Annotated in this window: 16 protein-coding genes and 1 rRNA gene; 1 reads left to right on the top strand and 16 read right to left on the bottom strand. The window is 61.1% G+C overall.

The features are described from left to right. Window positions 1–26: 26 nt before the first annotated feature. Window positions 27–1,523 (top strand): rhamnulokinase, encoded by a 1,497-nt coding sequence (locus KGJ62_14110; protein ID MDE2127714.1) that lies wholly within the window; start codon window positions 27–29, stop codon window positions 1,521–1,523. On the opposite strand, the gene recN is transcribed toward KGJ62_14110, so the two are convergent. The 16 genes from recN to rrf form a co-directional block, all read right to left on the bottom strand. Continuing rightward, entirely contained in the window at window positions 1,520–3,229 is a 1,710-nt protein-coding gene (gene recN / locus KGJ62_14105; GenBank protein MDE2127713.1) for a DNA repair protein RecN, read from the bottom strand. The two genes, KGJ62_14110 and recN, sit on opposite strands and share 4 nt — an antisense overlap. 4 nt (window positions 3,230–3,233) lie before the next feature. After that, entirely contained in the window at window positions 3,234–5,057 is a 1,824-nt protein-coding gene (gene mrdA / locus KGJ62_14100) for a penicillin-binding protein 2 (protein ID MDE2127712.1), read from the bottom strand. 39 nt (window positions 5,058–5,096) lie between these two features. Further along, window positions 5,097–7,079: a hypothetical protein gene (locus KGJ62_14095; protein MDE2127711.1), complete on the bottom strand. Its 1,983-nt coding sequence runs from the start codon at window positions 7,077–7,079 to the stop codon at window positions 5,097–5,099. Window positions 7,080–7,142: 63 nt separating this feature from the next. Continuing rightward, the gene (locus KGJ62_14090) at window positions 7,143–8,123 is read right to left on the bottom strand and encodes a stage II sporulation protein M (GenBank protein MDE2127710.1); all 981 of its coding nucleotides are present in this window, start codon (window positions 8,121–8,123) and stop codon (window positions 7,143–7,145) included. A 22-nt stretch (window positions 8,124–8,145) separates the two neighbouring features. After that, window positions 8,146–8,895 carry an ABC transporter ATP-binding protein gene (locus tag KGJ62_14085; protein ID MDE2127709.1) on the bottom strand — a complete coding sequence of 250 codons (750 nt, stop codon included), beginning with the start codon at window positions 8,893–8,895 and terminating at the stop codon, window positions 8,146–8,148. Between the two features lie 25 nt (window positions 8,896–8,920). Then, complete coding sequence (locus tag KGJ62_14080) at window positions 8,921–9,553, bottom strand: FtsX-like permease family protein (GenBank protein ID MDE2127708.1); 633 nt, start codon at window positions 9,551–9,553, stop codon at window positions 8,921–8,923. A gap of 13 nt (window positions 9,554–9,566) precedes the next feature. Next, window positions 9,567–9,977, bottom strand: coding sequence for a PqqD family protein (locus tag KGJ62_14075; protein MDE2127707.1), 411 nt, complete (start codon window positions 9,975–9,977; stop codon window positions 9,567–9,569). Window positions 9,978–9,994: 17 nt separating this feature from the next. After that, entirely contained in the window at window positions 9,995–11,059 is a 1,065-nt protein-coding gene (locus KGJ62_14070) for a hypothetical protein (protein ID MDE2127706.1), read from the bottom strand. Then, entirely contained in the window at window positions 11,060–11,860 is an 801-nt protein-coding gene (locus KGJ62_14065) for a hypothetical protein (protein MDE2127705.1), read from the bottom strand. It abuts the gene before it with no gap. Window positions 11,861–11,869: 9 nt separating this feature from the next. After that, window positions 11,870–13,915, bottom strand: a complete 2,046-nt coding sequence (locus KGJ62_14060) for a peptide transporter (GenBank protein MDE2127704.1) — start codon at window positions 13,913–13,915, stop codon at window positions 11,870–11,872. 48 nt (window positions 13,916–13,963) lie between these two features. Continuing rightward, the gene (locus KGJ62_14055) at window positions 13,964–18,805 is read right to left on the bottom strand and encodes a M28 family peptidase (protein MDE2127703.1); all 4,842 of its coding nucleotides are present in this window, start codon (window positions 18,803–18,805) and stop codon (window positions 13,964–13,966) included. A 179-nt stretch (window positions 18,806–18,984) separates the two neighbouring features. Continuing rightward, window positions 18,985–20,070: a 3-phosphoserine/phosphohydroxythreonine transaminase gene (gene serC / locus KGJ62_14050; protein MDE2127702.1), complete on the bottom strand. Its 1,086-nt coding sequence runs from the start codon at window positions 20,068–20,070 to the stop codon at window positions 18,985–18,987. A 17-nt stretch (window positions 20,071–20,087) separates the two neighbouring features. After that, window positions 20,088–20,852, bottom strand: a complete 765-nt coding sequence (locus KGJ62_14045) for a polyprenol monophosphomannose synthase (protein MDE2127701.1) — start codon at window positions 20,850–20,852, stop codon at window positions 20,088–20,090. A 128-nt stretch (window positions 20,853–20,980) separates the two neighbouring features. Beyond that, a complete protein-coding gene (locus tag KGJ62_14040) occupies window positions 20,981–23,086 on the bottom strand; it encodes a DPP IV N-terminal domain-containing protein (GenBank protein MDE2127700.1) in 2,106 nt (701 codons plus the stop codon). 28 nt (window positions 23,087–23,114) lie between these two features. Continuing rightward, window positions 23,115–24,737, bottom strand: a complete 1,623-nt coding sequence (locus KGJ62_14035) for a succinylglutamate desuccinylase/aspartoacylase family protein (protein ID MDE2127699.1) — start codon at window positions 24,735–24,737, stop codon at window positions 23,115–23,117. Between the two features lie 525 nt (window positions 24,738–25,262). Next, a 5S ribosomal RNA gene (rrf, locus tag KGJ62_14030) occupies window positions 25,263–25,379 on the bottom strand. Window positions 25,380–25,504 lie beyond the last annotated feature (125 nt).

Raw genomic sequence — 25,504 nt, 5'->3', positions numbered from 1 at the left:
GTGGGTGGCCGCGCGGGGAGGAGCCTTTGGCCGAACAGAAATACCTTGCCTTTGATATCGGAGCCGAAAGTGGCCGCGCATTGGTCGGCGCGTTTGACGGCGATCGCTTGACTCTGGACGAAGCGCATCGGTTCGCCAACGGCGGTCAACAGCAGGGCGATTGGCTGGTTTGGGACGCGCCGGCGTTGTTTGCCGCGCTGAAAGCTGGTCTGACAAAGGCCGCGCACACGTATGGATCGGCGATCGCCTCGTTGGGTATCGACACGTGGGGTGTGGATTTCGGGCTTGTCGGGCGGGATGGCGCGCTCCTGGCGCCGGCACGCCACTATCGTGATGCCGGTAACGAGGGAATGCCGGAGGCGGCATTTGAGATTGTGCCGCGTGCCGAACTCTTCGCGACTACCGGTATCCAATTCCTTCAGTTCAACTCTCTGTTTCAGCTTCTGTACCTTAAGCAGCGCCGCCCCGAACTGTTGGCGCAAACGCACCGGCTCCTGATGATGCCGGATTTGCTCGCTTACTGGTTTACGGGAGAATCCGGAGCGGAACGGACCATAGCAAGCACCACGCAGATGGTGGATGCGGCAACTGGAGATTGGGCGCGCGGACTGCTGGAGCGGCTCGGCCTGCCCACTGCGATTCTACCGGAGATTTGTCCCTCCGGCGCCGTTCGCGGAAGCCTGACCCGTGCGGTTACGGAAGAGACCGGCGCCGACGCCCTTCGCTATGTTGCCCCGGCGGAGCACGACACCGGATCTGCCGTAGTAGCCGTGCCCATGGATTGCGAGGACTCTGTGTGGATCAGTTCCGGTACGTGGTCGCTGATGGGTGTGGAGCTGGAAGCGCCGAGGATTTCGCCAGAGACCTTGCGCAGCAACTTTACCAACGAGGCCGGCGTGTTCGGCACCACCCGCCTGCTTAAGAATATCATGGGATTGTGGCTGCTGCAGCAGTGTCGGGCCAGTTGGCGGCGTACCGGGCAGGAGTACTCGTACAGCGACCTGGTGGCGCAGGCGACCGCGGCGCCTGCGTTCGGCGCGGTTCTTGAGCCGGACGACTCCGGCTTTCTTGCCCCAACCGATATGCCTGGCGCTATCCAGGAGTTCTGCCGTCGCACCGGCCAGCCGCAGCCGATGTCCATAGGCGCAATCTCGCGCTGCTGCTTCGAGAGCCTTGCGCTGCGATATCGCTGGACTCTGGAACGGCTGGAGGAATTCTGCGGGCGCCGCTTCACCACGATCCACATCGTGGGCGGAGGCTCTCAGAACGAACTGCTGTGCCGAATGACGGCATCCGCGACCAACCGACGAGTAGCGGCCGGACCGGTGGAAGCCACAGCCATTGGCAACGTCCTGGTCCAGGCAATCGGCCTGGGGCACATTGGCAGTCTGGCAGATGCCAGGGCGGTGGTGCGCCGGTCGTTTTCCGTAACGGAGTATCTGCCCGGAGCCGAGACGGCGCAGTGGGACGAGCTGTACGCTCGCTACACGGCCATGCGGTCTGCGATTGGCAAGGCGGACTAGGCTGGGCCCTTCATACCCGTGTGGTCGTCGGATCGCGACGGTGTGCGCAGCATCTCACGAGCGTGCATGAGCGCCGCTGCGCTCTGCTCCGCGCCACCAATCATGCGTGCGATTTCCACGACCCGATCCTCGCCATCCAGCGGATTCAGCGACGTGGTGATGCGCCCACCGGATTCCGTCTTTACGATGGCGAAGTGGTGGCCCGCCCGACTGGCAATCTGAGCCAGATGGGTGATGCAGAGTATCTGCGCGCTTTCGGCAAGGGATGAGAGACGGTGGGCAACCGCATTGGCGGTTTGGCCACCGATACCGGCGTCCACCTCGTCGAAAACCATAGAGGGCATCGGTTCATTCCGCGCCAGGGCACACTTGATGCCAAGCATCACCCGCGATATTTCTCCGCCGGACGCGATCCGCACAAGTGGCCTGGCCGGCTCGCCCGGATTGGCTGAAATCAGAAATTCCACGGTGTCGGCGCCATTGGCCCCGGGCGACGAGGGGTGCAGCTCTGCCTGAAAACGGACGCCAGCCATACTTAGGCCCATGAGTTCTTCCATCACGGCTGCCTCAAAGCGCCGGGCGCCCTCGCTACGAACACGAGAAAGGTGCGTGCACTGCTCCGCCATGAGCGCGTTGAGTTCCTCAACACGGCGTTCCAGTTCGGCCATGCGTGCAGTTTGATCCTCCGCGCCGCTCAATTGCGCTTCCGCGGCCTCCGCATAAGCCAGGATATCTTCCACGGTGGCGCCATATTTGCGACGGAGCTGTTGAAGCTGGTCGAAGCGCGCCTCGATCTGAGCAATCCGTTCCGGATCCATCTCCAGCCGCTCGTGGTAACTCACAAGCTCGTGGCGCGCTTCCACAAGCGCAATCTGGGCTGCCCGGACCGAGTCCGTCAATGAACTGACCGAGGCGTCGAGCGGCATCATGGCGTCCAGCGCCTGCGCTGCGAGGGCCGCAGTATCCGCACAACCGGGCGTCTGCTCGTCGCCGGAGAGCGCCATCAACGCGGTGCCGGCAAGCTCGGCGAGACGGTGAGCGTGCACAGCCCGCTCCCGATCGCGCTCGAGCGCTTCCGCCTCCGTCGTCGTGAATCCTGCCTCGCGAATCTCGCTTGCCTGGAAGCGCGCCAGCTCGAGGTTACTGCCGCGAGCGCTGGCGGCGGCGGCCACACGTTCCAGCTCGGCGATTGCCTCCGCGCGCTCTCTCCAGATGGCGGAAGTTTGCGATTTCAACGCCTGAGCGGCGTCGCCGATCCACTCATCGAGGAAAGCAAGCTGGGCGGAGGTTTTGAGCAGCGACTGATGCTCGTGCTGCCCGTGAAGGTCCACGAGGACGGCGCCGGCCTCACGCAGCTGAGCATTGGTCACGGGCCGGCCGGCGATCCGCGCGGTAGACTTGCCGGCTGTGGTGACTTCGCGCGAGACCAGAAGCGTACCCTCATCCAAGTCGAATCCCATTTCCAGCAGCGCTGCGCGCGTGGCAGGTGCACGGGAAAGATCGAATACGGCATCAACGGTGGCGCGGTCGGCGCCATCCCTCACTGCCGCCGAGTCGGCTTTTTCACCCAAAACAAGTCCTAGGGCGTCGATAACTATGGACTTGCCCGCACCGGTTTCACCCGTAAGAACCGACAAACCAGGTCCAAACTCAACGTCCAACCGTTCAATGATGGCGAACTGCCGTATGCTGAGGGATGCAAGCATGTGGTCAGTGGCCGGGTCGTGGCCCAATGGCCACCTGGTGGTGCAGTTTGATGTGGAGATACTCAGCCACCATCTGCCGGGCAATTGGCGCGGCTGTATCGGCGCCGTAGCCGCCGCCTTCTACCAGCACTGCTATGGCAATGCGAGGCTGCCATGCCGGCGCAAAGCAGACGAACACGGAAGTGGTGGCCTTTCTCCCGTGAATAAACACCTGCGCGCTGCCGGTTTTGCCGGCCCAGGTCAGGCCGGATATGCCGCAGTTTTCTGCGGTACCGCCCTTCCCGAGGCATTCGATCATGCCCGAAACGATGGCGTCGCGCTGATCCGGCGTGAGGCCCAGGTGCGACCGGACGGCCGGGCTCAAGGTGCGTACCACCCTGGCCGTGCCGGAACTGTCATCCAACACCTCCGATACCAGGTGTGGCACCATCAGGCTTCCACCATTGGCTACTGCAGCTGTGTAGTCGGCCAACTGGAGCGGCGTTACGCCCACGTATCCCTGGCCAATCGCCATATTGAGGAGGTCGCCCGGGAGCCAGGGACCTAGCTTGTGTTTTCTTTTCCAATCTGGCGACGGCACATTACCGCGGTCATCCACACTGGCGGGCAAGTCGATACCGGTGGGCTGCGCCAGCCCGTACCGGTGTGCAGCGTCTAAAAGTGCGGCAGTGCCGGCGCGCATCGCCACGTGCCAGAAGTAGACGTCGCACGAAACACCCAGTGCCTTGACGAAGGCCAGGGCGCCGTGACCGCTGCGTTTGTCGCAGTGAAACACGCGCTTTCCCACCGTGATGGAGCCACTGCAGTAATCTCCGGTAGATGGCGACGTGGTGCCCGAAGCGAATCCGGCAGCAGCCGTCACCAGCTTGAAGGTTGAGCCCGGCGGATAGTGACTATCGGTGGCGCGGTTAATAAGCGGATGCTGGGGATTCGCGAGGAGTTGCGAGTAATCGTGCCCGTAGGTGTTCGGATCGAACGACGGCGTGCTCACCATTGCCAACACACCGCCGGTACTACAGTCCAGCGCCACGGCGGCGCCGGGATGACCCTCCTGTAGAGCCGTGTTCAAGCCCTGCTCGGCGGCCTTTTGCAGGTTGAGGTCCAGGTTCAGCACCAGCGTGTGCCCTGCCGCGGAAGGCGTTTCGCCGAGATCTCGCTGTAGGCGACCATTTGCATCTACAGCAACCACCAGGCCGCCGCTGGTTCCGCGCAAATCCGACTCGTAGCTCTCTTCGAGGCCGGTAAGCCCAACATAGTCTCCACCGCGGTAACCCTTTGGCCGAAGTTCCGCTAACCGCGCTGCCGAGATCGGCCGCGTAAGGCCAATAATGTGTGCGCAGAGAGCTCCCTGCGGATAGTACCGGATGGGATCGCGCGTGATGAGCACACCCGGCAGGTCGAGCTTCTGCTCTTCCACACGCGTAATTACGTGCATGTCCACGCCAACAGCAATAGGCACCGGGTCAAACGGCGTCGTACGGTTCTGCGCAATCTTTTGAACGATGTCGCTGACAGGTACGCCGATCAGAGCGGCGATACGCGGCAACACCAGGCTGTTGGCATGGACCTCGTTCGGCAGGAGAGATACAACATAGCGTGGTTTGCTGGTGGCTAGAATATTGCCGGCGCGATCTTCGATGATGCCGCGTGCGGCAGTTCGGCGTATGAGCCGTGTCCGCTGAGAATCCGAAGCGCTTGCGAGTGAACTGCCAAGAACAATCTGGAGGTACCACAAACGGGCTATTATAGCGAATACGACTACAGCGATGACAGCGCACATCGCGATCAACCGCCGCAAATCGGGGAGCTGGTCGGGCGACTCAATCATACGGCATCCGCCATGGCCGTTGCGGCGTGGGCCATGCTCTCAGCCGGCCGTGACAACGGGTTCCGTATACAGCTCCAGCGTGCGGATCACCTCCTGGAACCACCGGCCGGAGCTGTCGACGACCGGAAACCACCATGCGGTGGGCCGGTGATTGGTGTGCTCCATGCCGCGAATAGTTAGCATCGCTGTTTGAAGCAGTTGGATCCGGGCCAGGTCAACCTGGGCTTCGATTCGTTTCTGTTCTGCCCGAGCCGCTGCTACCGCGGGCGCCCGATCCCAGCACCGAATACCCTTTTGTGCCTTCCGTATTTGCCTGCACAGATCCGCCCGGCGCGCATTGGCGGCGGTGAGGTCGCCGACCAGCGCTACGACCTCAGCACCAGAGTCAGGATCTGCATGGCGAGCGGCGGTAACCGCCTCGCGCCTGCCTCTCTGGTACGCACTGATTGTGCCGTCTATCTCGTGGAGCAGCTGCCACAACGCCTTGATGTGTGCGCGCGCAGGCAGCGAGTCGCGATAGTTGGCTGCAATGATGGCCCGTGACGCTAGCCACGAGCTCCGACGGGCGTCCCAATCCTCGGCCGGCTGAAGCAGGGCCAGATGCTCCATGGCGACCACCGGCTTGCGCCACTCCGCAGCCTGGCGGCTTAGTTCACGTTGGCGCTGGACCACATCGCGCCAACCGGCCGCGAACTCCGGCGCTACGATCGAGTCGGCGCCAAACGCCCGTGCCAGATGGCCCGGTAGACGCAGAGTACATGTCGCCTCCGACAGGCTGTTCCAGGTGTGATACCGCATACGCAGCAGCGGCATCAGTCGGAGTTGTATTCCGGCATTCACAATCTGGTCATTCATCGCGCGTGTTCTGCGCACGTACATCGAGCCTTCTTCACTGAACACAAAGCTGAATTCGTGCGCCAGCATCGAGATGAGCGCAACGGCTTTGCCGGTCAGGACCACATCGGGGCCAAATCGATGCTCGAGTACCTCCGCGAGTTGTGCGACGGAGGTAACCGGTTCCGTCAATGCTATGGCCACCGGGTTGCGCGTTTCTACGAATACGACGCGGGGTGTAACACGCAGTGTGCCGCGCCCATGCAGCCGAGTAACCACGTCAAAGGGAATCGCTCCCCTGCCAAATCGATCGAGCGTATAGATTTCGGAACCGGCCAGAGCGTGATTGTAAGCCTGCTCCGCAATGGGTCGTGTTGCCGGATTGAGGAAGAGCTCGACAAACTGGAAGCGCTTCTGGGCAGCGGTCTGCCGGTTGAAGCGCAGCAGGCGGGAGGTGCTCTGAACAGTGATGTTATCCGGCAGTTCGCCCAAGAGCTGGCGGAACAGGCTTGGTAAGATATGCTGAAACAGGTCGGAAAGCGTTGCGTCGGGATGGGTTTGACAGTAGCTGGTGCAAAGGTTCGTGAGCGCCTCACCGGCACGACGGCCTTCGCGCCGACAGCACTCGGGACCAACCAGCTCGACGGTACTTTCCACCGAGTCCTGGAGCTGGCGAAGGAGCGGTTCACCGACCTGCGAAAGTGGCAGCGCCATCACCGTAATGTCGTCGGAACGGGTGCTTACCAGCCCACGCCAGCCCCACGCTTCGGTAAGCTGATCCAGAAGTACCTCCGGGGCAGCGCCGGCAGCCATGGACGCTGTTTTAAGGCCCACTCCAAATGACTGCAGGTCGTGTCTGGTAAGAAACGTTTCGCTGCCGAAGAGCTGCGAAACCTCGCCCGCGGCCGACCAAAGGTTGCGCGTTGAGCCGTCGTTGTGCGGCAGCGATCGGAATCCGGGGTCGCCGCCGCTGTGGATGTGGCTTTTGGCGAAATAGTCGGTATCGTGCACGCCAATTACGATCCCGGTGGCAATTCCCACCCGGCGCAGCCACGGTATGAGGGCAGCCTTCAGTGGCTCGTCCCAAAGCGGCGTTTGGCCCAGCGCAAGGAACCTCACGTCGGGGTGCTGTGCAATCAACTGCCGTAGAACGACGGCTGGTGCGGTATCTTCGGCTATTAGGACCATAAACGAGAGCAGACAGCCAGAAGGATGCGCGCTGGGATTAGCCGGCGAGCCTTACCGTTTGCACTACGCAGCGGGAGGCGGTTCCGTTCCGGCAGGCACTCCGGCCCGGCGTGGCACGAAGAGGTAAAGGTACCAGAGCGTGCCGTTGATGGCCGCAAAAGTGTACCGCACCGCGTGGGATAGATTCACATGCGAGAGCATGCCTTCCACGAGGCCGGCAAAAAGCGTCAGGGGTAGCGTTCCCAGCATGAGCGTCATCGCCGTCGGCGCCGCCAGCCGCAGCGATTCGGCGCGTGACGGCATTTTCGGCAATAGTACCGCCCGGCCTAGCACCAGGCCGCCGGCTGCACATAGCATCAGCGCCGTAAGCTCCGCGATGCCGTGTGGCAGGATGCCCGGCCAGAAGGTTGCATGTGCGTGTGCGCGGGTCATCAGTGCCGCAAATGCACCCATCGTCGCACCATTGGCGAAGACCGCGCCAAGCGTTGGCACGCCGCCAAACACGCCGCCGCAGCCGGCGATAAGATCCACCGTCAGATTATGGGTCATCAAGAAGCCCGAGAACGCGGCATTGGACTGAGCGGTCACATGTCCGCTCTTCCAGGCTTTGGCCGAGCTTTGAAACATCGGCGGAATCATGACGTTCAGTGCGTGCGCATTATGCACGCAGACGCCGTACGCGTACACCACACCGATGGCAGTGGTTAGAAAGGCCAAGGCAAACAACTTGAATTCACGCTGCGCCGCAGCGGGAAACTCCACCAGGTAGAAGTTGGCAATGGCGCGAACGGTGCTGCGTAGCCGGCCCGGCGCCTGCATCAGCGCGCGACCACGGCCAACCACTACGTTCAACCATGCGATTGCTTCCGCATCGTACGGCGAACGACGCAGTCGAGCCAGATCGGCCGCGGCGTGCCGGACGAGTTTGGGCAGCGCCAACCGATCCTCAGGCAGCACGCGCCGGTTGGCGCCGGCGCGCTCAACGATGCCGGCAAGGCGGCGCCAATCCTGATAACGCGCGGCAGCGTAATCTCGATCCTTCATCAGCGGATGAGAACAGCGCCGCTCAGGCGTGCGCTACCTCGCCCTCCATCTCATGCATCTTGTCCAGGTCCACGTCGGCCCGCTCTTCGATCCGGTCGATCCTGCCGTCCCGAATCCACACGATACGGTCGCTTACATCCACCATCTTCAAGTCGTGAGTGGCGGATATGATGGTGACACCCTGTTCGCGGTTCAACTGCCGGAGAAGCTCGATGATCTCCTTTCCGGTCTTGAGATCCAGGTTCCCAGTGGGTTCATCCGCCAACACAATCGACGGGCGGTTTGCTAATGCCCTCGCTATCGCAACCCGCTGCTGCTGGCCGCCCGAAAGCTCGCTTGGTCGATGGTGCAGCCTGTGGCCCAGGCCGACAATGTTCAGCAGTTCGATCCCGCGCTCCACACCGTCATCGGTAGACATGCCGGCAAAGACGGTTGGCAGCGTTACATTCTCGAGGGCCGTCATAACGGTGATCAGGTTGAACGTCTGGAAGATGTATCCAATGGTGTGGCAGCGCAGATAAGCGAGTTCGCGGGCATCGAGTTGGGCCATATCCACGTCGTTGATAAACACAGAGCCTTCGCTGGGCTTATCGAGGCCGCCGATCGCGTTGAAGAGCGTCGACTTTCCGCTGCCGGAAGGACCCATGATGGAGATGTACTCGCCACGGTAGATATCAAGATCGACGCCATTAAGGGCTCGAAGCGTTTGATCGCCCATGGTGAACTCCTTCACCAGCCCTTTGGTACGAACTACGTATTCGTGAGATGTCATAGGTCACCTGTTCTAGAGACGGCGTTCAAACTTCTGTTCGAAGCGCAGCCGCCGGCGGCATCTGCGCTGCGCGCATCGCGGGCGGCACAGCGGCCACCAGCGTAATGATAGAGCCGAGCGCAGTTGTTATCAAGGCCTCGCGCAACGAGTTGCGGAGCAGCGCTACGGTGAAAATGGAGAAGCCGGTACCAATTAGATGTACCAGAATGATAATGGCCCAACCCGCAAACCAGCCCAAGACGGAGGCGATGAAGCCCATAAGTGCGGCTTCGATAATCACGAGGCGCACAATGAAGCTGTCGAGCGCTCCCAGGCATTTCATCGTGCCGATCTCCTTGAACCGCTCCGTAACCGACATGAGCATCGAGTTGATAATGCCGACGAAACAGACCAGGAGCGCCATCACCGCGAGCCACTCCTGCCGGTGCGCTGCAGCCAACGCTTCGGCGCTGGTTCCGTGGTTTGGGAAGAGGCCCGATGTGCGGACGGAGCTGTAGAAGGCGATGCCCAGCAGAATGCCCATTGCGGTAATCACCGATCGTGCAAAACGCATTCGGATACTCTTCAGGCTGATCTGCCACGCCTTGTAGAGCGGCAGCTGGATCTGGCGCTGGACCTCGCTGCGCAGAGCCACGGTTCCTTGCGATGGCGCACTCATGCTGGGCTCACTCTCATCTCCTGACCTTACCCGTCTTCTTGTAAAAGGCGATAAAGTTGCGCTCGTGCAGCATCTGCAAAAATGTGGGCACCGAAACCTCGGCCTCGCGGCGGTTCATCTTGTACTGGCGCCCGGTTTGCTGGACGATCTGTTCCACAGTGTTCGCACCATCGCAAAGCTGCCACACAAAGGCTCCCACCTCATCCAGTTCCACCCTCTTTTCGCCCGGGAGGTGAAACAGGCTCCGAACGAAGCGGGTCCGCCGCGTTCCGGCCTCCTTGACCGGTATCCGAAGAACGACTTCACCGGTATCCAACTGCTCCCACTCGATGCGCGAATTTCGGCCCGGCCTGAGTGACAGCGCCGCCGCGCGATCAGCTATTGGCGGTCGGAGCTTGAGGAATGGCAGATGTCGCGCTGCCATTCCATATACACGTTGTCTCAGTGGCAGCGGCATGATTGGAGTACCGCCGGTATAAGCCCGGCGCTTCTGCGGTTGCGCAGGGCCTGCAGCAGCATAATTCGATTGGCTTCCTTACACTCCCATGCCGCCACGTCGAGGAGGGCCGGGAAGGTTCTGGGCGCTGTGATGATTTCCGGCAACATTCGGAGGCGCAGCATCAACGGACTGCCGCCGCTACGGATTACCGCGCCGTGCGGAGCGCGCTCAAGTTCGGGCTGCGCCGCCAATCGTGAGACGCGTGCCACGGCGTTGTTGGCCACCCAGTCTGCAAGCGAAAACCTCTTCAGTGTCACATTGGCCAACCCCCAGCGATCTACCAGCAGTCGCTCTGCCCTACGGCGGAACTCCAGGTGCATGTGGCCTGAGGTGAGGCTGTGTGCCTTTAGGAGGAAATCGGTTGGAACTTCCAGCTCCAGGCCGAAGATCGCCCAGAGATCACAATCCGTCCGACTATGGCACCGGATACTCTGAAACAGGAGTGCGCCGATCGTGGAGATTGCTGCCGCATCCTTCTGCAGTCCCACCACCTGCGCAATGACAACCCGCTGACACTGAGAGCAGTACCAGATCTTGCCCTGCGCGCGGCCATCGCCCTGCCACTTGAAATTGACCGCCTGGCGTTCGCCGTCCTCACCCTCCGTGTGCTCCGGCTTGGCGCTGCTTTCGAACGCCCGGCGCGCTTTCTTTGCCTGCTTCTCCGCGTCCTTCATCATCCGGTCAAGGTTATCGCGCAAGTCCGGCGTTGTTCCTGCGCCGACGACAACGCGCGGCGTACGGCGCATCCACTGCGTGGTGAGCGAGTAGAGGCTCTGCGAGCCGGATCGCGGTCGCGTAGCGTTGAGCCAGCGTACCTGCACGGTCATTCCGCCGTTACCGGGCGAATCCACCCTAACGTAGCCATCCATTTTATCGAGCGAAAAGCCACTCACAGTCCAGTCCGGCGGCAGATCCAATGTGACGCCCTGCCATCCCACCCGCGTGCGGCGCGGATCAATGGCGCTCGGGAGCGGTTCCCCGGTGACGTTGGGTGCGGTTGCTGTCATTCAGTGTGGCGCCACGGCAGCGACATGGCCATCCATGTACAGTACGTTATCTTTGCCGGCATGCCTGCCCGGTGAGGGCAGCGAACTGAATCGGTCGTGCGCGCTTATGGCGAGATTACTGGAGTCATAGACCAGCGCGGTTTCGGCCGCGTGCGGAGTCTGCTTCAGATCGCGTCCATGCATCGGCATTCCGGAGACGGCATCATTCATGGCATAGCCATATTTGTCGTCATGCCGATTTGAGACGGCAGGGCAATGCAGCCATGTGTTCTCCCGGACCTTGGAGACGAGGTCCGGGTTCTGAAGCCATCCGGCGGCCGGCGGCAGCGCGTCGTAATCCTGTGCGTACATCGAGAACGCCAGGTATAGGCTGTGCAGGTTTTGTATGCACGATTTGTTCACTTCAGGCTTGTACGATACCGCGCCGCCGGCGATGCCGATCCGGTTGGCCAACGATACAATTTTTCCATTCAGGACGGCCGTACCACCAAGGCAAGCGACGCCCAGTATCAGTGCAGCCGCGGCCGGCGCTTTGCGCCGTGGCAGCGCGATGCCGGCAGCGAAGAACGCGCCAACGGCGCCGGCGATCAGCGATGCTTCCCAGGAAGCAACCGGTCCGACGCGAGCGCGCAGCGGCCAGGACGCTGCGGCGAGCACTACCAGGAGTGTTAGCGCCGTGACCCCGGCCGCGCGGCGCGGAGCACGAAGGCGGCGCGACGCCAGCAGGCCAAGCATCAGGGCAATGGCTTGCAGCGTGAGCACGCCGAGCTGAACGATTTTTGCTATTTGTGCTATCGACATTCCGGCTGACTAGAAGGGCAGATAGTTCACGGACTTGGCGATCAGCGCCAAACCGATGGCTGCCATGGCGACAAGCCCTGTGCCGCAGGCAAATCCCGCCATCAGCACCGGCGCGTACATTCGCCAACTGGTCACGCCAAACCGTGTTTCAAAGTAACGCTTACCCAACCAGGCGCCAAACATCGTTGGAATCACGTACGGTGGAGTTGTGCCCGTGCCACCGATGAAGCCGTAGAACATCAGCTCGGGTAGATGAAAGAAGGCGAACCCGGCGTAGAGTGCCAGCCCCGCGGCGAAGCCGATACCGATGCGTGGATAGTTGATCGCCTCCTTAACCCACGCGAGCGCGCCAACCTTGCGGTTGATCGTATTGAACAGGGCCTGGAATGTGGCGGCAATGGGCCACATTGTTGCCGCAAATGGCGTCTGAGCGCTTGGGATTTGCGTAGTGTGCCAGAAGAACGCCCAGAAGATGAAGCTTCCAATCGCCAGTACGGGCCACGCTAGCACCTCAGCCTTGACGACGCTCTTGAATTTGGTGCCTGTGAGTTCAATCTCCCGGAACTTTTGCGCCATGCCGCCATAGTCATTGAGAGACGTGGGCATATACCAGATATCCACGTAGGGGTATCCGGACTTCATAATGGAGACCTGCTGCATATATGGAAACGACACGCCGCTGCCCGTGATGCCAATCATTCTCGCCGAGATGTAGGACTGCACGGGCGACCAGACGAGCCCGTAAAACACCAGCAGCCAAACCGGGAAGATAGCGTGATTCTCTGTCGGCGTGGAATCGACGTGCAGCAAGTAGTCGCAGATACACAGAAATGTCACCGTGATGGTGAACCAGATCAGCACGGGAATCCAGAGCGGCAAGTCGCCGCGACCGGCCGGTAGCGGCCGACGCATGCCTCGGTTGCGCACGGTGTTCCGCATGCTGGACAGTGTACGTATTACCATCCAGATTCCGATCGCCGCCACCGCGAGCTGCAGGCCGATACCGATAGCCATCCAGAACTTGATGTCGGTGATCTGCTTCGTGTAGATACCGTTCATGCCCGGCGTCCAACCACTGTTATCGGAGTTGCCAAACAGGCCAAAGTGGTACAGAACCGGCGCCATGCCCACGCGCGTGAGCATGCAGCCCCAGAAGGTGCCGACTACGATGGGGTACGGGATGACGAAGCCTACGAGGACGCCGCCGAGATCGCAGGAAAGGCCGCTTACGGCGCCCGGCAGCAGCGACTCGGTGTTGCGGGTGAGGTCGAGGAATGGGATCGGCAGCAGCGTCCACGCCTTCCCGAACGCCACGCCGGTGAATACCGGGATGGCGATATAAAACACGCTGAATACGAGCCCGATGACCGTACCAACGCTGAACACGCGCCATCGCCAGCTCTCCTCCTTGCTCGCTGCCTCCGCCAGCGCGGTGGCTCCGGATGCCGCAATAGGCGCCATGGGAAACGGCAGGCGTTCGATGTCGGAGGTAACGCGAAACAGGAAGTACCCGGCGCACAGGCTGTTCACCCGACCCAGCAGGTCGACGAGCAGCATAAGCGCGATGGGAATCAGCCAGGCATGGTCAAAGAACGTACGGTGCAGCAGGGCCGGCGAACCGGCCGGCGGAACGACCCAGTGTGGAATCTGCCGCGATACCATGGCGGCGTTTGGCGACTGAACGAAGTACTGGTTCCAGATGAGGCCGGCGAATTGCCCACCCGAAAGCCCCTTGCTGGTATCGAGCCCGGTGAGTGAAGCCGCGATGTAAAAGAGGATGTAAATCTCCTGCCGCTTCATCGGCAGGAACGACCGGCGCATGATCTCCGCGAAGAGGACGATGGTGACCCACTCTGCCGCAGAACCAAGCGACGTTCCGGCAATGAGCCCCAGGTAGAGCGCGCCGGGCAGCATGATAAAGCCGACGAACAGCGCGCCAACAACGGTTTTGGCGCTGAAGCCTTCCTCAAACGTGACCTCGGTGGGTAGATGCCCCTCCTCGGCCGATTGGGCTTCGGTCTGTTCCCGAACCTGACTGATTTCGGAATCGGCCACGCTGGATGCGGCTCCTTTCCAAACGACTGGCGTAAGGCTATGCGGCGGCTATACTGCCGGCGCCGGGTTCGGATCGATCGCGGCTGGGGCCGCAGCTTCCTGCAGATACTTGTCGCGCTCAGCATGCTTGAGAGTGCGCCAGATCAGGAACTGCTTCCGCAGGGTATTCAGGAATCGGCGGTTCACGCGCTTCCAGTTACTGATATCGCCCGACTCACGGTGGATCAGCAGGCGTATTGCGTACACGTCCGCCGTGTCGGACGGTGCGGTCTCGATGGCAACCCTCTGCGATACACCGAGGTCAAACGGCGCCAGCCAGGTCATGCACTTGATGCGCCAGGCGTTGCCGTGCTCGCTGTCAAACTCCTCTTCTTCAACGCCCTGGGTTACGAAATCGCCGATGCTGTACTCCTCATAGGCGCTGAACCACTCAGAAAGGAATGAGTTGAGCCCGGCCGCCTGCGCACCGGTAACGGCGAACGGCATGGGAATCACCCAGTCATCGCCCTGCGGCTCCGGCACGCGCCATGTGCGCTCGATGGCAGGCGTGGCCACGTCGGCAGCACGGCGGGCCGGATAGAGCGTTGAGAGAAGCACAACCGCAACCACGACGACGGTTGTCATAACCGCGCTCATACTCGAGAAGTTCAGATAGAGATCCGGCAGCCAGCCCGTCCATACCAGCAGCTTGCTGGTGAGCTGCCCCAACAGGTAGCCCGCCACAGATCCGAGTACCGCGTACACCAGAGCTTCTGCTATGAAGAGCATCCCGATGTGCGATGGAGCGAGGCCGATGGAGGAGAAAATGTGGATCTCCTTGATCCGCTCGAATACCGAGTTCAACATCGTGTTCAGCACAATAAGCGCCGCGATGCAGATCGGAAAGAATACGAGTTCCAGGCCGCGTGAGGATGTTGTCTCCAGTGAACTGTACCGCTCGATAACGCCACGGTCACGCGGGATTGGTGCATTCGGACGCGTAATCCGCCCGGCATAGATGTTCAGGCCGATGCGCCGCATCAGTGGATCAAGCTTGGCCGCGACCTCTTTCGGATTACCGAAGTCGATGGCGATGGATCGGATTTCGGCGCCGAGATCCAGCGCCGTATGGTATGGGATGAAGAACACGCTGCCGGGATCGAGGTGCGTATACTCCTTGAAGCCTTGTCCTGCGGCCCCGCCACTGCTCGATGAGGAGGTCTTGTTCATCGTAATGAAGTCGACCGGCGTCAGCGTCTCATTGTCGAGGTCTCTGTAGCGTTTTAGCTTTTGGGAGTCCAGGATTCCAATCACGGTATACTGCACGCCGCTGTACGTCACTCGCGCCTTTCCGACATCGCGTGGATCGATGCGCAGGGCTTCAGCAATCGAATCCGGCAGGATCATCGTATACGTGTCGCCCGGCTCAAACCACCGGCCCATCACCTTGCCGCTAGCGTCCGTTTCAAGCGCATCCTGCGGGCGCGTAATGCTTGCCTCTGCGGGTGTCATGCCCACGAGCGCGCGGGCATCATACGACCGGTCGGCACGCTGAAGCGTAAGGAACGACTGCTCGCCCGCCTGCGTTCCGTAGAACCATGCGCGCGGCGCCACCGCGTGTTTGGAGCCGTATTCGTCGTTCAGCAAACGGTATGCCGGGTCTTCCAGCGGATCCCACATTGCGGTCCGGATCATGATGCCGTTATAGCGTGGTCCGTAGTCCGAGGGCGCCGGCACCTTGTTGAAGCGCATCGTCTGGACCACCGACGTGAACGAGAGCATGATGAACGTCAACAGAACGAGCGTGGTGCAGGTAAGGAAGGTACGCGCCTTGCGCCGACGCATATTGGAGACGCCTAGACTGAAGGCGGCCATGGCCACCGAGAAGCGAGCGATATCGGCGCGGTGAATGCCGGTTACGCTGCGGTTCATCTTCTTCAGCTCTTCCTCAAATTTACCGACGACCAACGCCATCACGATGCACGATAGTGCGAGCATGATAAACGCGAGCAGAACGATCATCGGATTCATCGTGATGTCGAAAGCCGGATGGATGTACCGGAAAATTGCGAAGATAGCAAGAAAAATAACAGCGGAGGCCGTTATTCGACGCTTCAGGTCGTAGTAACCAAACATCAGCCGTTCCAGAAAGTATGAGAACGGCATGAGCAGGGCCAGGTAGAACAGCACACCCTGAACCACGTCGGAAGCGATCTGCTGCACCTCGGGATAGGCCCGGCTTTCGTACGCCCATGCATTGCGAGACCGGGCGTCGAAGGTCTCCCAGTCCTTGACCTTGTAGGCCTGTTTGGCCTCAGCGATAGCCTGAGCAGCCTGTTGGTGCAGCCCGGTTATGCCTTCCGGGCTGCTCATATTGAGAATCCGGTACTTGGCGAGGCGGCGCATCCGCCAGTCATCCAGCTTCCACATGTCTTCGGCCACGTGCAGAGCCGTGTTGTAGATTGCGCCACCACGCGCTATCTCCACCGACGGATCGAATCCGACGGGCCGGGCGAGCTCCTTTCCGTTGCCCATATCCACGGTAGCCGTGCCGGCGGTCAGGTAGCCGATTCCTTCGGGAAAACCGCGATTGGGGTGCTTCGGGTCGTAGATGGCGTTAATGAGCAGAAGCCGCGTTGCTCCCGGGCCGCTATCCATGGCGATCTTGAGCCGCGTACCAGGCTGTGAGAAGAGGACCGCAACGTCTTCCACATAACTGCCCACGAGGTTGGCATCCTGAGGATCGATAGCAAACCCGTACATCCGCGGCGACCCATCCGTTTCGCCATCGTACACATTTACGCCAATGAGGGCCTTAAGGGATTGCTGGTCGACCAGATCGTAAATGGCGGTCGGCACGCAACGGAACAGAATGATCGGGCTCTCTTCCACGGAGGTCGTAACCAGAACATCCAGCGGTACGGTTTGCGCGCCGCTGGGCCCCAGATCTGGAGCATAATCGATGTCGCCATCGGCATTCAGATGGTATGCCGACAGGGAGACCGGCTTGTTGTAGCCGTATGCAGTAAGCGGCGCCACACCGTGAAACGCAAAGAAGTTATCATGATGCACCACCATTTGCACCATGCTGCCTCGAACGCCCATAAACGACTTGGTGCGGTTGTGGATCACGACCAGACTGCCGGCCAGGTTCGGGTCTGGTGACGCAATGAACGACCGGTTTGGATTGAACAGCTCCACGCGGCCCTGAACCGTGGCGAAACCGCCTTCCAGCGCCAGCCGCGACCAGCTGGACGGATCGGTGATCGGCATACGTTGCGCGTTGATGTCTCCCGGGGCATTGGTATCCGTGACGATGTGCCAGAGCAGGCACGTCAGCAGTTTTACCTGGCGCGCGAGGTTCGCCACGTTAACGCGGTCGGCCGTGTCGAACGGCGTATCAACGAGCGGGCGACTGTCGTTGGTTGTGGCAAACGTAACGCCGTTACCACCCGCGACCGTTACCGCCTCTGAGTCGAACGCCGGCTTGCCCGGTATGTAGTTGCGCCAGTTTTTGCCGTTGACCGAGTTGACGCCGTCGTCGAAATACTGGGTGGAGTCGAAGCCGATAGTCTGACCAACCAGGTCCGCGTTTTCACGGCAGACGCGGGCAATGTCGCTGAACCGGCCCTGAATGTCGTTGCGGTAATCGTAGAACCAGCCCTTGTAGAAGATGCCAAAAGACTGGCTGTGGCTGGTGAGATCGAGCCCGCACCAGAGGTAGATGTTGGTGGCCTTGCGTTTAACGGGATGCCCGGTCAACCGGCGCCAGGTGGCGTAAAGCCATCCTGGCGGGACCCACTGGTCCATGTGCTGGTTGACGTACTCGCGGATGCCCTGCAGCGCCTGAAAGTGGGCGCTTGTGGCAACAAACATCATGGTACGCGCCGGCGGATGCGCCTTGAACGCGCGGATGATCTCCAGCATCGCCGCCATGCCGCAGCTGGATTCGGCGCCGGGCGCTTCGGCAGGCACAATCGAGGTGGAATCGTAGTAGGCCTGGACAACGATGACCTGGTTGCGCATCGCCGGATTTGTGCCCGGGATAACACCCGTAAAGTTGCGGCACGTGCGCTGCACCCATGGCATGTTGCAGTGCAGGGTTACCGTAGGTGGCCGGCCGCTTGCCGCAGCAGCCAGAAGTGGAGCGGCCTCCCCTGGGCTGATCCAGAACCGCGGAATCGCGATCGGTATGGAGATAAACTTCGCCTCGGCCTGCCCGCGCATGGTTGTTGGCGGCGCGACAAAGATGACCGCTTTGGCGCCTAAGCGCGGCGCGTTGAGCCACTGCGACTGGCAGTTAAAGTCGACAAGAACGATAGCGCCGACGACCGACTGCCCGTTAAAGTTGGAGAGCGTGCCGTTGCCCGCATAGATCAGCGGGCCCGTAAGGCCGCCGGCCGGCAGCGTAGAGGTGCGCACAAGGTTGGGCCAGAGCGGGTGTATAGCGAGGTGCTGCCCCGATTTGAGACCGGGCAACCCGCCTCCAGCCACCTCGGCCCAGGCGCCATGGTTTCCGCCTTCCACGCTGGTATCCCAAGGCACCGTAACGGTGAAGCGATCGGTGGTTACCTTCTGAAGGCCTAACTGCTTGAATTGGCCGAGGACCCAGTCGCCCGCAAGTTGGTCGCCCGGGTACCCTGCCACGCGTGAACCAAACGAGGTGAGCGTATCGACCGCGCTCCGGAGCCTGGAAGGCTGTACGAAACCATAGAATGTTCGATACGCCTTCTGCAGCGGCGCCGCCACATCCGCACATGCGTGGCGCGACAGTAACAAGCCCGTGACGGCGAGCATTGCGCCGAAGACGGCCGAATTGCAGCGCGTGGCGCGCACAGTGCGCCACGTAGAGCAGCGAGGCATACAGAATAGCCCTTTGGTGAGATTGTGACCCACTGTTTGGTCACGCACCGGTTATCGGCGCCGGCCTGGTGCAATGGGTGCCGGAACAGCGCGCTTCATCATAACATACCCGTATGAAATGCGCAACATACCGCCACGATCACTGTGACGAACCCATCGGCGCCGGCGCCAATGACGCGTTAGACACCGCTCCCGGGCCGATTCCGCGGGCGGCACGGCACAACCACCTATGCGTGGCGCGCCGCGAATACGCCCAGATACTCAGCCAGCGCGTAGCATCCCTCCAGCGGGAAGGCGTTGTAGACAGATGCACGGATTCCTCCCACGGAACGGTGCCCCTTCAAGCCCTCCATCCTGCGCTCCCGGGCGCCGTCGAGAAACAGGGGTTCGAGATCGGGGTTTCGCATCCGGAAGGTGATATTCATGAGCGACCGGTCGGATTTCTGAGTAACGGCAGGCTCATACATGTGCGGAAACTCGTCGAGGGCGGCATAGATGATATCGGCCTTTTCGCGGTTGCGCGCCTCGATCGCAGCAATCCCCCCCTGCTCCTCAATCCACTTGAGCACCAGCCCGACAACATAAACGCCAAATACCGGCGGTGTGTTGTACAGCGACTTTCCCTTTGCATGCGTCGCATAAGAGAGCATTGCGGGCAGGCCGGAGTTTGCCTGCGCTAGGAACGATTTGCGGATAACGACGAGGGTTACGCCTGCCGGCCCAGCGTTTTTCTGCGCTCCGGCGTAGATGAGGTCGTAGGCCGAGTAGTTGAGATCGCGCGCGAAGATGTCGGATGACATATCGGCCACGAGCGGAACGGAGACCGCCTTCGGCGGCGCAGGCCATTCCGTTCCTTCTATCGTGTTGTTCGTCGTAATGTGCAGGTACCGCGCATTTGGCGTCAGCTTCAGATTCCGGGGCACGTAGCTGTAGCGCTTATTGGAGGATGAGGCGGCAATGTTCACTTGACCGTAGAGCTTGGCGTCATCTATAGCTTTTATGGCCCAGGTGCCGGTATCGACATAGTCGGCTGTCTGCCCGTCCGCCAAAAAGTTCATTGGCACCATCGCAAACTGCAGGCTTGCGCCGCCGCCCAGAAACAGCGGCTGATATTCGGTTTCGTCCAGCCCGAGAACCCGCAGGATCGCGGCCGAGGCCTCCTCGTGGATCGGATCGTAGACCTTGCCGCGGTGACTTACTTCAAGGATCGACATGCCCGAGTCACCGATTTCGCGAACGGCCGCAGCCGCCTCGGCTAAAACCGACTCCGGGAGCACGGCAGGCCCGGCGCTGAAGTTGTAGATGCGCTTCATTGTTATACTGCCTTTCATCAAACACAACGCGATTGCGAGGCACTGTCGTGCGGTTCGGAAGGCTTCGCGGGTCGCCAGTGACCGAGCCTGAGCCTCCAGGGCATCAGCGCCGACTCGAAGAGCACACGGCCGGTAAGTTTCGACGTACCACGCCGACGGTCCGTAAACCGGATCGGCGTTTCAGCCACCGCGAGGCCGGCGCGTACGGCGCGCCAGGTAAGCTCCACCTGAAAGCTGTAGCCCTCCGAACGCATCGTATCCAACTCAACGGCTGTGAGCGCGCGCCGGGTCCAGCAGCGGTAGCCGGAGGTGGCGTCCGCGATGCGAACGCCGGTGATGAGGCGCACATATGCCTCCGCAAAGCGTGACAGCAGTCTGCGGTGCACCGGCCATTCCGTCAGGCTGCCTCCGGCACAGTATCGCGAGCCAATCACGACGTCACTGGTCTGCGCCGCGAGGATCAGCGTCGGCAGTGCCGCGGGATCGTGCGAGAGATCGGCGTCCATCTGAACCACACAGTCGTAGCCGCGGTCGAGCGCGAAGCGGAATCCATCGAGATACGCCTTACCGAGTCCGCGACGACCGTTGCGCACGAGTACATGCGAGGCCTGGAGCGCACCTGACTCCTCGAAGATGGAGTTTGCCAGCCTGGCCGTTCCGTCCGGGCTGTTATCATCCACAATCAGCACGTCACCGCCGGCATTTGCCCGTACGATACGCTCCATCAACTCCGACAGGTTCAGCGCCTCATTATAGGTAGGAATAACGATCAGGGTGTTCAATACAGCGTTTCGCGATTCGCCGCCATGAGGCACAAGTATACCTGCGCGGATATGCCGGGTCGCGCCGCCTGGCCCTGCCCGATGGCCGAAGCGTTACCGCCAGCTGATCAACCGGGCGTCACCCACTGTTAACCGGTCGGCTTGAGCCATCTGTCAAAGAAGGAGACCATTGCCGGCATTCCGATAAATGAGTGCCCCTCGTCCGGACCGAGCATCATCTCGAACGGTTTGTTCAGCGAGCGCAGTTTGGCGATAAGCCGTAGGGAGTTCGCCGGATGCACGTTGTTATCTGCTGTGCCGAAATAGATTTGCAAATGCCCTTTGAGGTTGCCGGCGTAGGTCATGGCGGAGCCTGCATCGTATGCGGAATTGGCCGCCGGCGGAATGCCCATGTACCGCTCCGTGTATGTGGAATCGTATAAGTGCCAGTCTGTGGGTGGCGACGATGCCGACGCGGCCTGGAAGAGGTTGGGATAACGCAGGATGCACATGACGGAAGCATATCCGCCGTACGATGTGCCAAAGATGCCAACGCGGGTTGCGTCGATATACGGAAGCGTATCCAGATACCGCACTCCGGCCGCCTGGTCGTCTATCTCGGTCACGCCCATGTGCTGGTAGATGGCATCGCTGAAGGCTTTACCGCGCCAGTTTTCACTGTGTGTTTCGATGGTCGCCACGATGTAGCCCAAAGCAGTCATCGGCGTTGGCGCCGTGTAGACGCTCCGCGGTCCACTGCGGCCCCAATTGCTGGGCAGCGGTCCTCCGTAGACGCTAACGAGCAGCGGATACTTCCGGGCGGGATTGAAGCCCGGTGGAAACTCGAGAGTGCCGTAGAGCGTTGTCGAGCCGGTAGGCCCGATGAACGAGAAGAGTTTCGCGGGCAGTACCCCGGCGCTCTTCATCGCGGCGGTTTGTGCGGAGCCGAGGCGCTTCAGCGGCGCACCGGCAGCGGAGCACAGCTCTGTGAACGGGGCAGCCGTAATCGATTCGGCCTGATCCACAAAGTGCTCGCCGTCCGGCGCCACCGTGACGTGGTGGTTCAGCATTGCATCGGTAACGCGACGATCGCCGGTGCCGTTGAACTCCACCCGGTGCAGCTGCCGGTTGAGCGGTATGGCGCCATCAAAAGCGGTGTACCAGATAACGCCGTGCGCCTCGTCGGCAAGCAGGATCTTGTCGAGGTCGAAGCCATTGTGCGTTACCTGCGTAAAGCCCGGCGCGTCGAGGTCGTACTCGTAGATGTTGCTGAAGCCGCTCCGCGACGAGACCCACAGGAAGTGGTGACCATCCCTCAGCATCACCATCTGGGGCCAGTTTTCGACCCAGCTCTTCGGCCACTGCTCATCCACCACAACACGGCAGGTGCCGGTGGCAGGGCTTGCTGCCATCAACTGCAGGTGGTTCTGCAGTCGGTTCGTGCGTAAGAACAGCAACTCCTTACTGTTGGCCCGCCAGGTTATGCTGTAAACGTAATGGCCCATCACGGCATCGGTAAAAGGCTGGCCGCTTCGCACATCCAGCTTTACAGACTTGCCGGTGGCCAGGCTGAACACGTACAGTGTGGGCTCCGGGTTCGGGGCGCCGGGCAAGGGGTACGGTTCCACGTTGAGCGAGTCCTGCCGCCGCAGTTGATCACGCACCGTGTAGTAGTCAAGTTGTTTGCGCTCATCAAACTTGTAGTAAGCCAACATGCTGCTGTCCGGCGACCACCACATCGCGGAGGTCTGTTCCAACTCCTCGCCGTAGACCCAACAGGCGGTTCCATATAAAACGCGCCGTTCCGGGCTGCCGTCGGTGGTAACCGGACGCTCACCGGTTCCATCCGCTTTGGCGATGTAGACGTTTCCGGCGCGGTACGTGGCTTTCCAAACACCGTCCGGCGATGCCGTTTCCGTAACTTGCCTGCCGCGACGCGCTCCACGTTGAGGCGGGCCGCCGGCAGCTGGCTGGGCGGGGGCTGGCGCCGCCGGCTGCATCGTCGTAACATCCAGCCGGACGGTTTGGCCATCCGCATCGTACTGCAGTACCTTGCCGCCCTCCTCCCATGTGCTGTTCACGCGGCCCTGAGCCAGGCCGCCGAAAATGCCGGCCGAATGCGCAAAGTACTGCACCATTGCCGGCGGTAGCCCGGCGGTAGGCATTCGAAATCGCTGGTGACCCGGGCCGGCGCCGGCAAGAGCAAACAGAGAAAGCGCAGCGATGCCTATGGGGCTGACGGACGGGCGACTCATGTTGGGTTCCTTACTGCGAGGGGTTGGCTTAATCTGAAATGGGCGGCAGCACGCCGCTGCCGGCCATAATTCGCTCGATGGAGCACGGAGCGCCCACCTCGGGAGCTGAGTGAAGCAGGTTCCACCCCACCACACTGTCTGCGTTTTCCGGCTCCAGCATCTCGAAAATGAGGCGAGCCAGTCGCTGGTTCATCGGAATGAGCCACGAGCCTGCGTCAACCTGTTTCTCGGCGCTGCGCCACCCGCCATCCACCTGGAGCATGCGGTGGCCCTGGTACGGGCGATCGGCCTCGGTAACGGCGGTGGGCCAAAACTGCTGAATCGTTCCGGTCCAGGCTGATTTCAGGCGCACGACGCGGACGCCGTGGAGTCGAAGCAGTTGCGCTACGGCGCTTTCGGCCCGCGGCAGCACGTAGAATTCGGGCACGGTCTCCGACTGTGTGACGCGGAAGCGATCATAGATTGGCATTGCGACCTGCCGAACACGCGTTACAGGGCGGTTTCGAATCGGTGCAACCCCAGGCGGCAAGGCTTCCAACGGTACCGGCTCGATACCGCGGCTCGCCATGGCAAATCGCACACCGAGCTGATTGGTACCGGTTTGCCCCAACCTTCGGGCGCGCGCATCGGCAGCATCCAGCATGGTCCGGATATGGGTGGCGTCGGCTGCCAGGTGATCAAGTACCTGTGTGATGAAGACCAGGGTGGTACGAACTCGCTCTTTGAACGGTAGAAAGCAGACGGCCTCAGAGAGCACGGAGATACGGTCGATCGCGCCGGCATAGTTCGTCACATAACGTGGACCCGGCTCAAAAGTCTCCCATCGCAGAGTGCCGTTGCGGTTCACGGCATCGCCATAATCGAAGAGCAGCATCTTTCTGCGCGCCAGTTCGCGACGTACTTCCGGCAGCAAGATGCCGCGCATGTAGTGCATCACACGCGGGTCGGTATTCGGATCCACGGCCGGCGCATAGGTCAACGTAAATCCGTGGCGAGTGCCGTCGGTAGTGTGCAGGTCGAGCACGGCATCGGGATTCCAGCGTGTGTAGATGTACTTTAGCGCGGCGCGCATCTCAGGCGACTCGGCTTTGATGCAATCGCGATTGAGATCGAGTCCCTGGCCATTTGCACGCTGTCCGACGATCTCGGGACCGTCTTGCTCCGAACGGTTGACACTCTCAGGTCCGAAAGCATCGTTACCATCTATGTTATAGATCGGCGTGATGACCAGCACCAACTTGCGGAGCAGGTTCGGATGCTTGCCATGCGCAAGCTGCCTCATCAGAATCTGTACGGCTTCCTTGCCCTCAACCTCCCCAGCGTGTATATTCGCTTCTATATAGACCACAAGTCGGCCGGAAGCGCGAGCCTGCTCAACATTCCGAACTGGTGGCTGCGACACCACGACAAGTGGGATCGCCTTACCCTTGGCGCTCTTGCCAATCGTCTGCACGGTTATCGGCGCGTGCTGGAGCTGCAGCGCTTTCAGGAACGCGTTGACGTCGGCCCACGAGGATGTGCGCGTGTATCCGCTGCTTTCGGCGCGCGTTAGCGGCGAAGTCTGCGCAAGGGCCGGCGATGCGCAAGCCAGAACAAGGCAGAAAAGCAAGTAAGGTGTGCGGAACATCGGGCCGTGATTCGCGGCGCGCAAGCCGATTTCCTGCCACGAGCCGGCGCCAAACGTCGGATTGCACCGCGACTGGTCAGAAATGGACGCGAGCTGGGTCGGAACGCCGGTTCAAACGGTTCAACCAACGCGTGAGCGGAACGCCCGCGGCAGCCTGCAAATCGGTCGCCGGGATGGCATCGAACGTAGCGGGAGATAACCGACCTGTCACCACTTCTGAGATTGCTGGCCTCCATGCAGGGCGGCGGTCCGGCGCGCCATAAAGGCACAGCGGAGATACCGGCCGGAAGGCCCGATGGTCCAGGCTGCGGTGGTGTATCCGCGCCGACGCGGCTGTCGCTTTCGTTTTGTCGTGCACAACCGCAGGGGCCTTGCGCGATGCGCTTCCGGTGTAATCGCATCGTTTGAACCGTTACGGCTCGTTGAAGGCGATGTTTTCGGGCGCAAGAATCCGCAGCGCCACACCAGGCATAAGCCGCCGGCGGACCACGGAAAACCAGGGCAAAGAAAACCGGGGCCCACCACATGGTGAGCCCCGGTTTGCATTAATCCTGGCGGCGACCTATTTTCCCGGACGGTTTCCCATCGAGTATCGTCGGCGCATGCGGGTTTCACTTCCGTGTTCGGTATGGGAACGGGTGGGTCACCGCAGCCATGGCCACCAGAAACCTTAAAATCATGTGTTTGGCCTTTGAGACCGAAATTGCAGTGTAGTGTCGAAATGGATGCTGATGGGCACCCTTGTGAACGTTGCTGCTTTGCTTCTCCCGGTTGCCCGGGTGGAGCGGCAG

This window comes from Armatimonadota bacterium (assembly GCA_028871815.1).
Taxonomy (GTDB): domain Bacteria; phylum Armatimonadota; class Chthonomonadetes; order Chthonomonadales; family Chthonomonadaceae; genus REEB205.
This window is presented reverse-complemented; position numbering and strand designations above follow the sequence as displayed.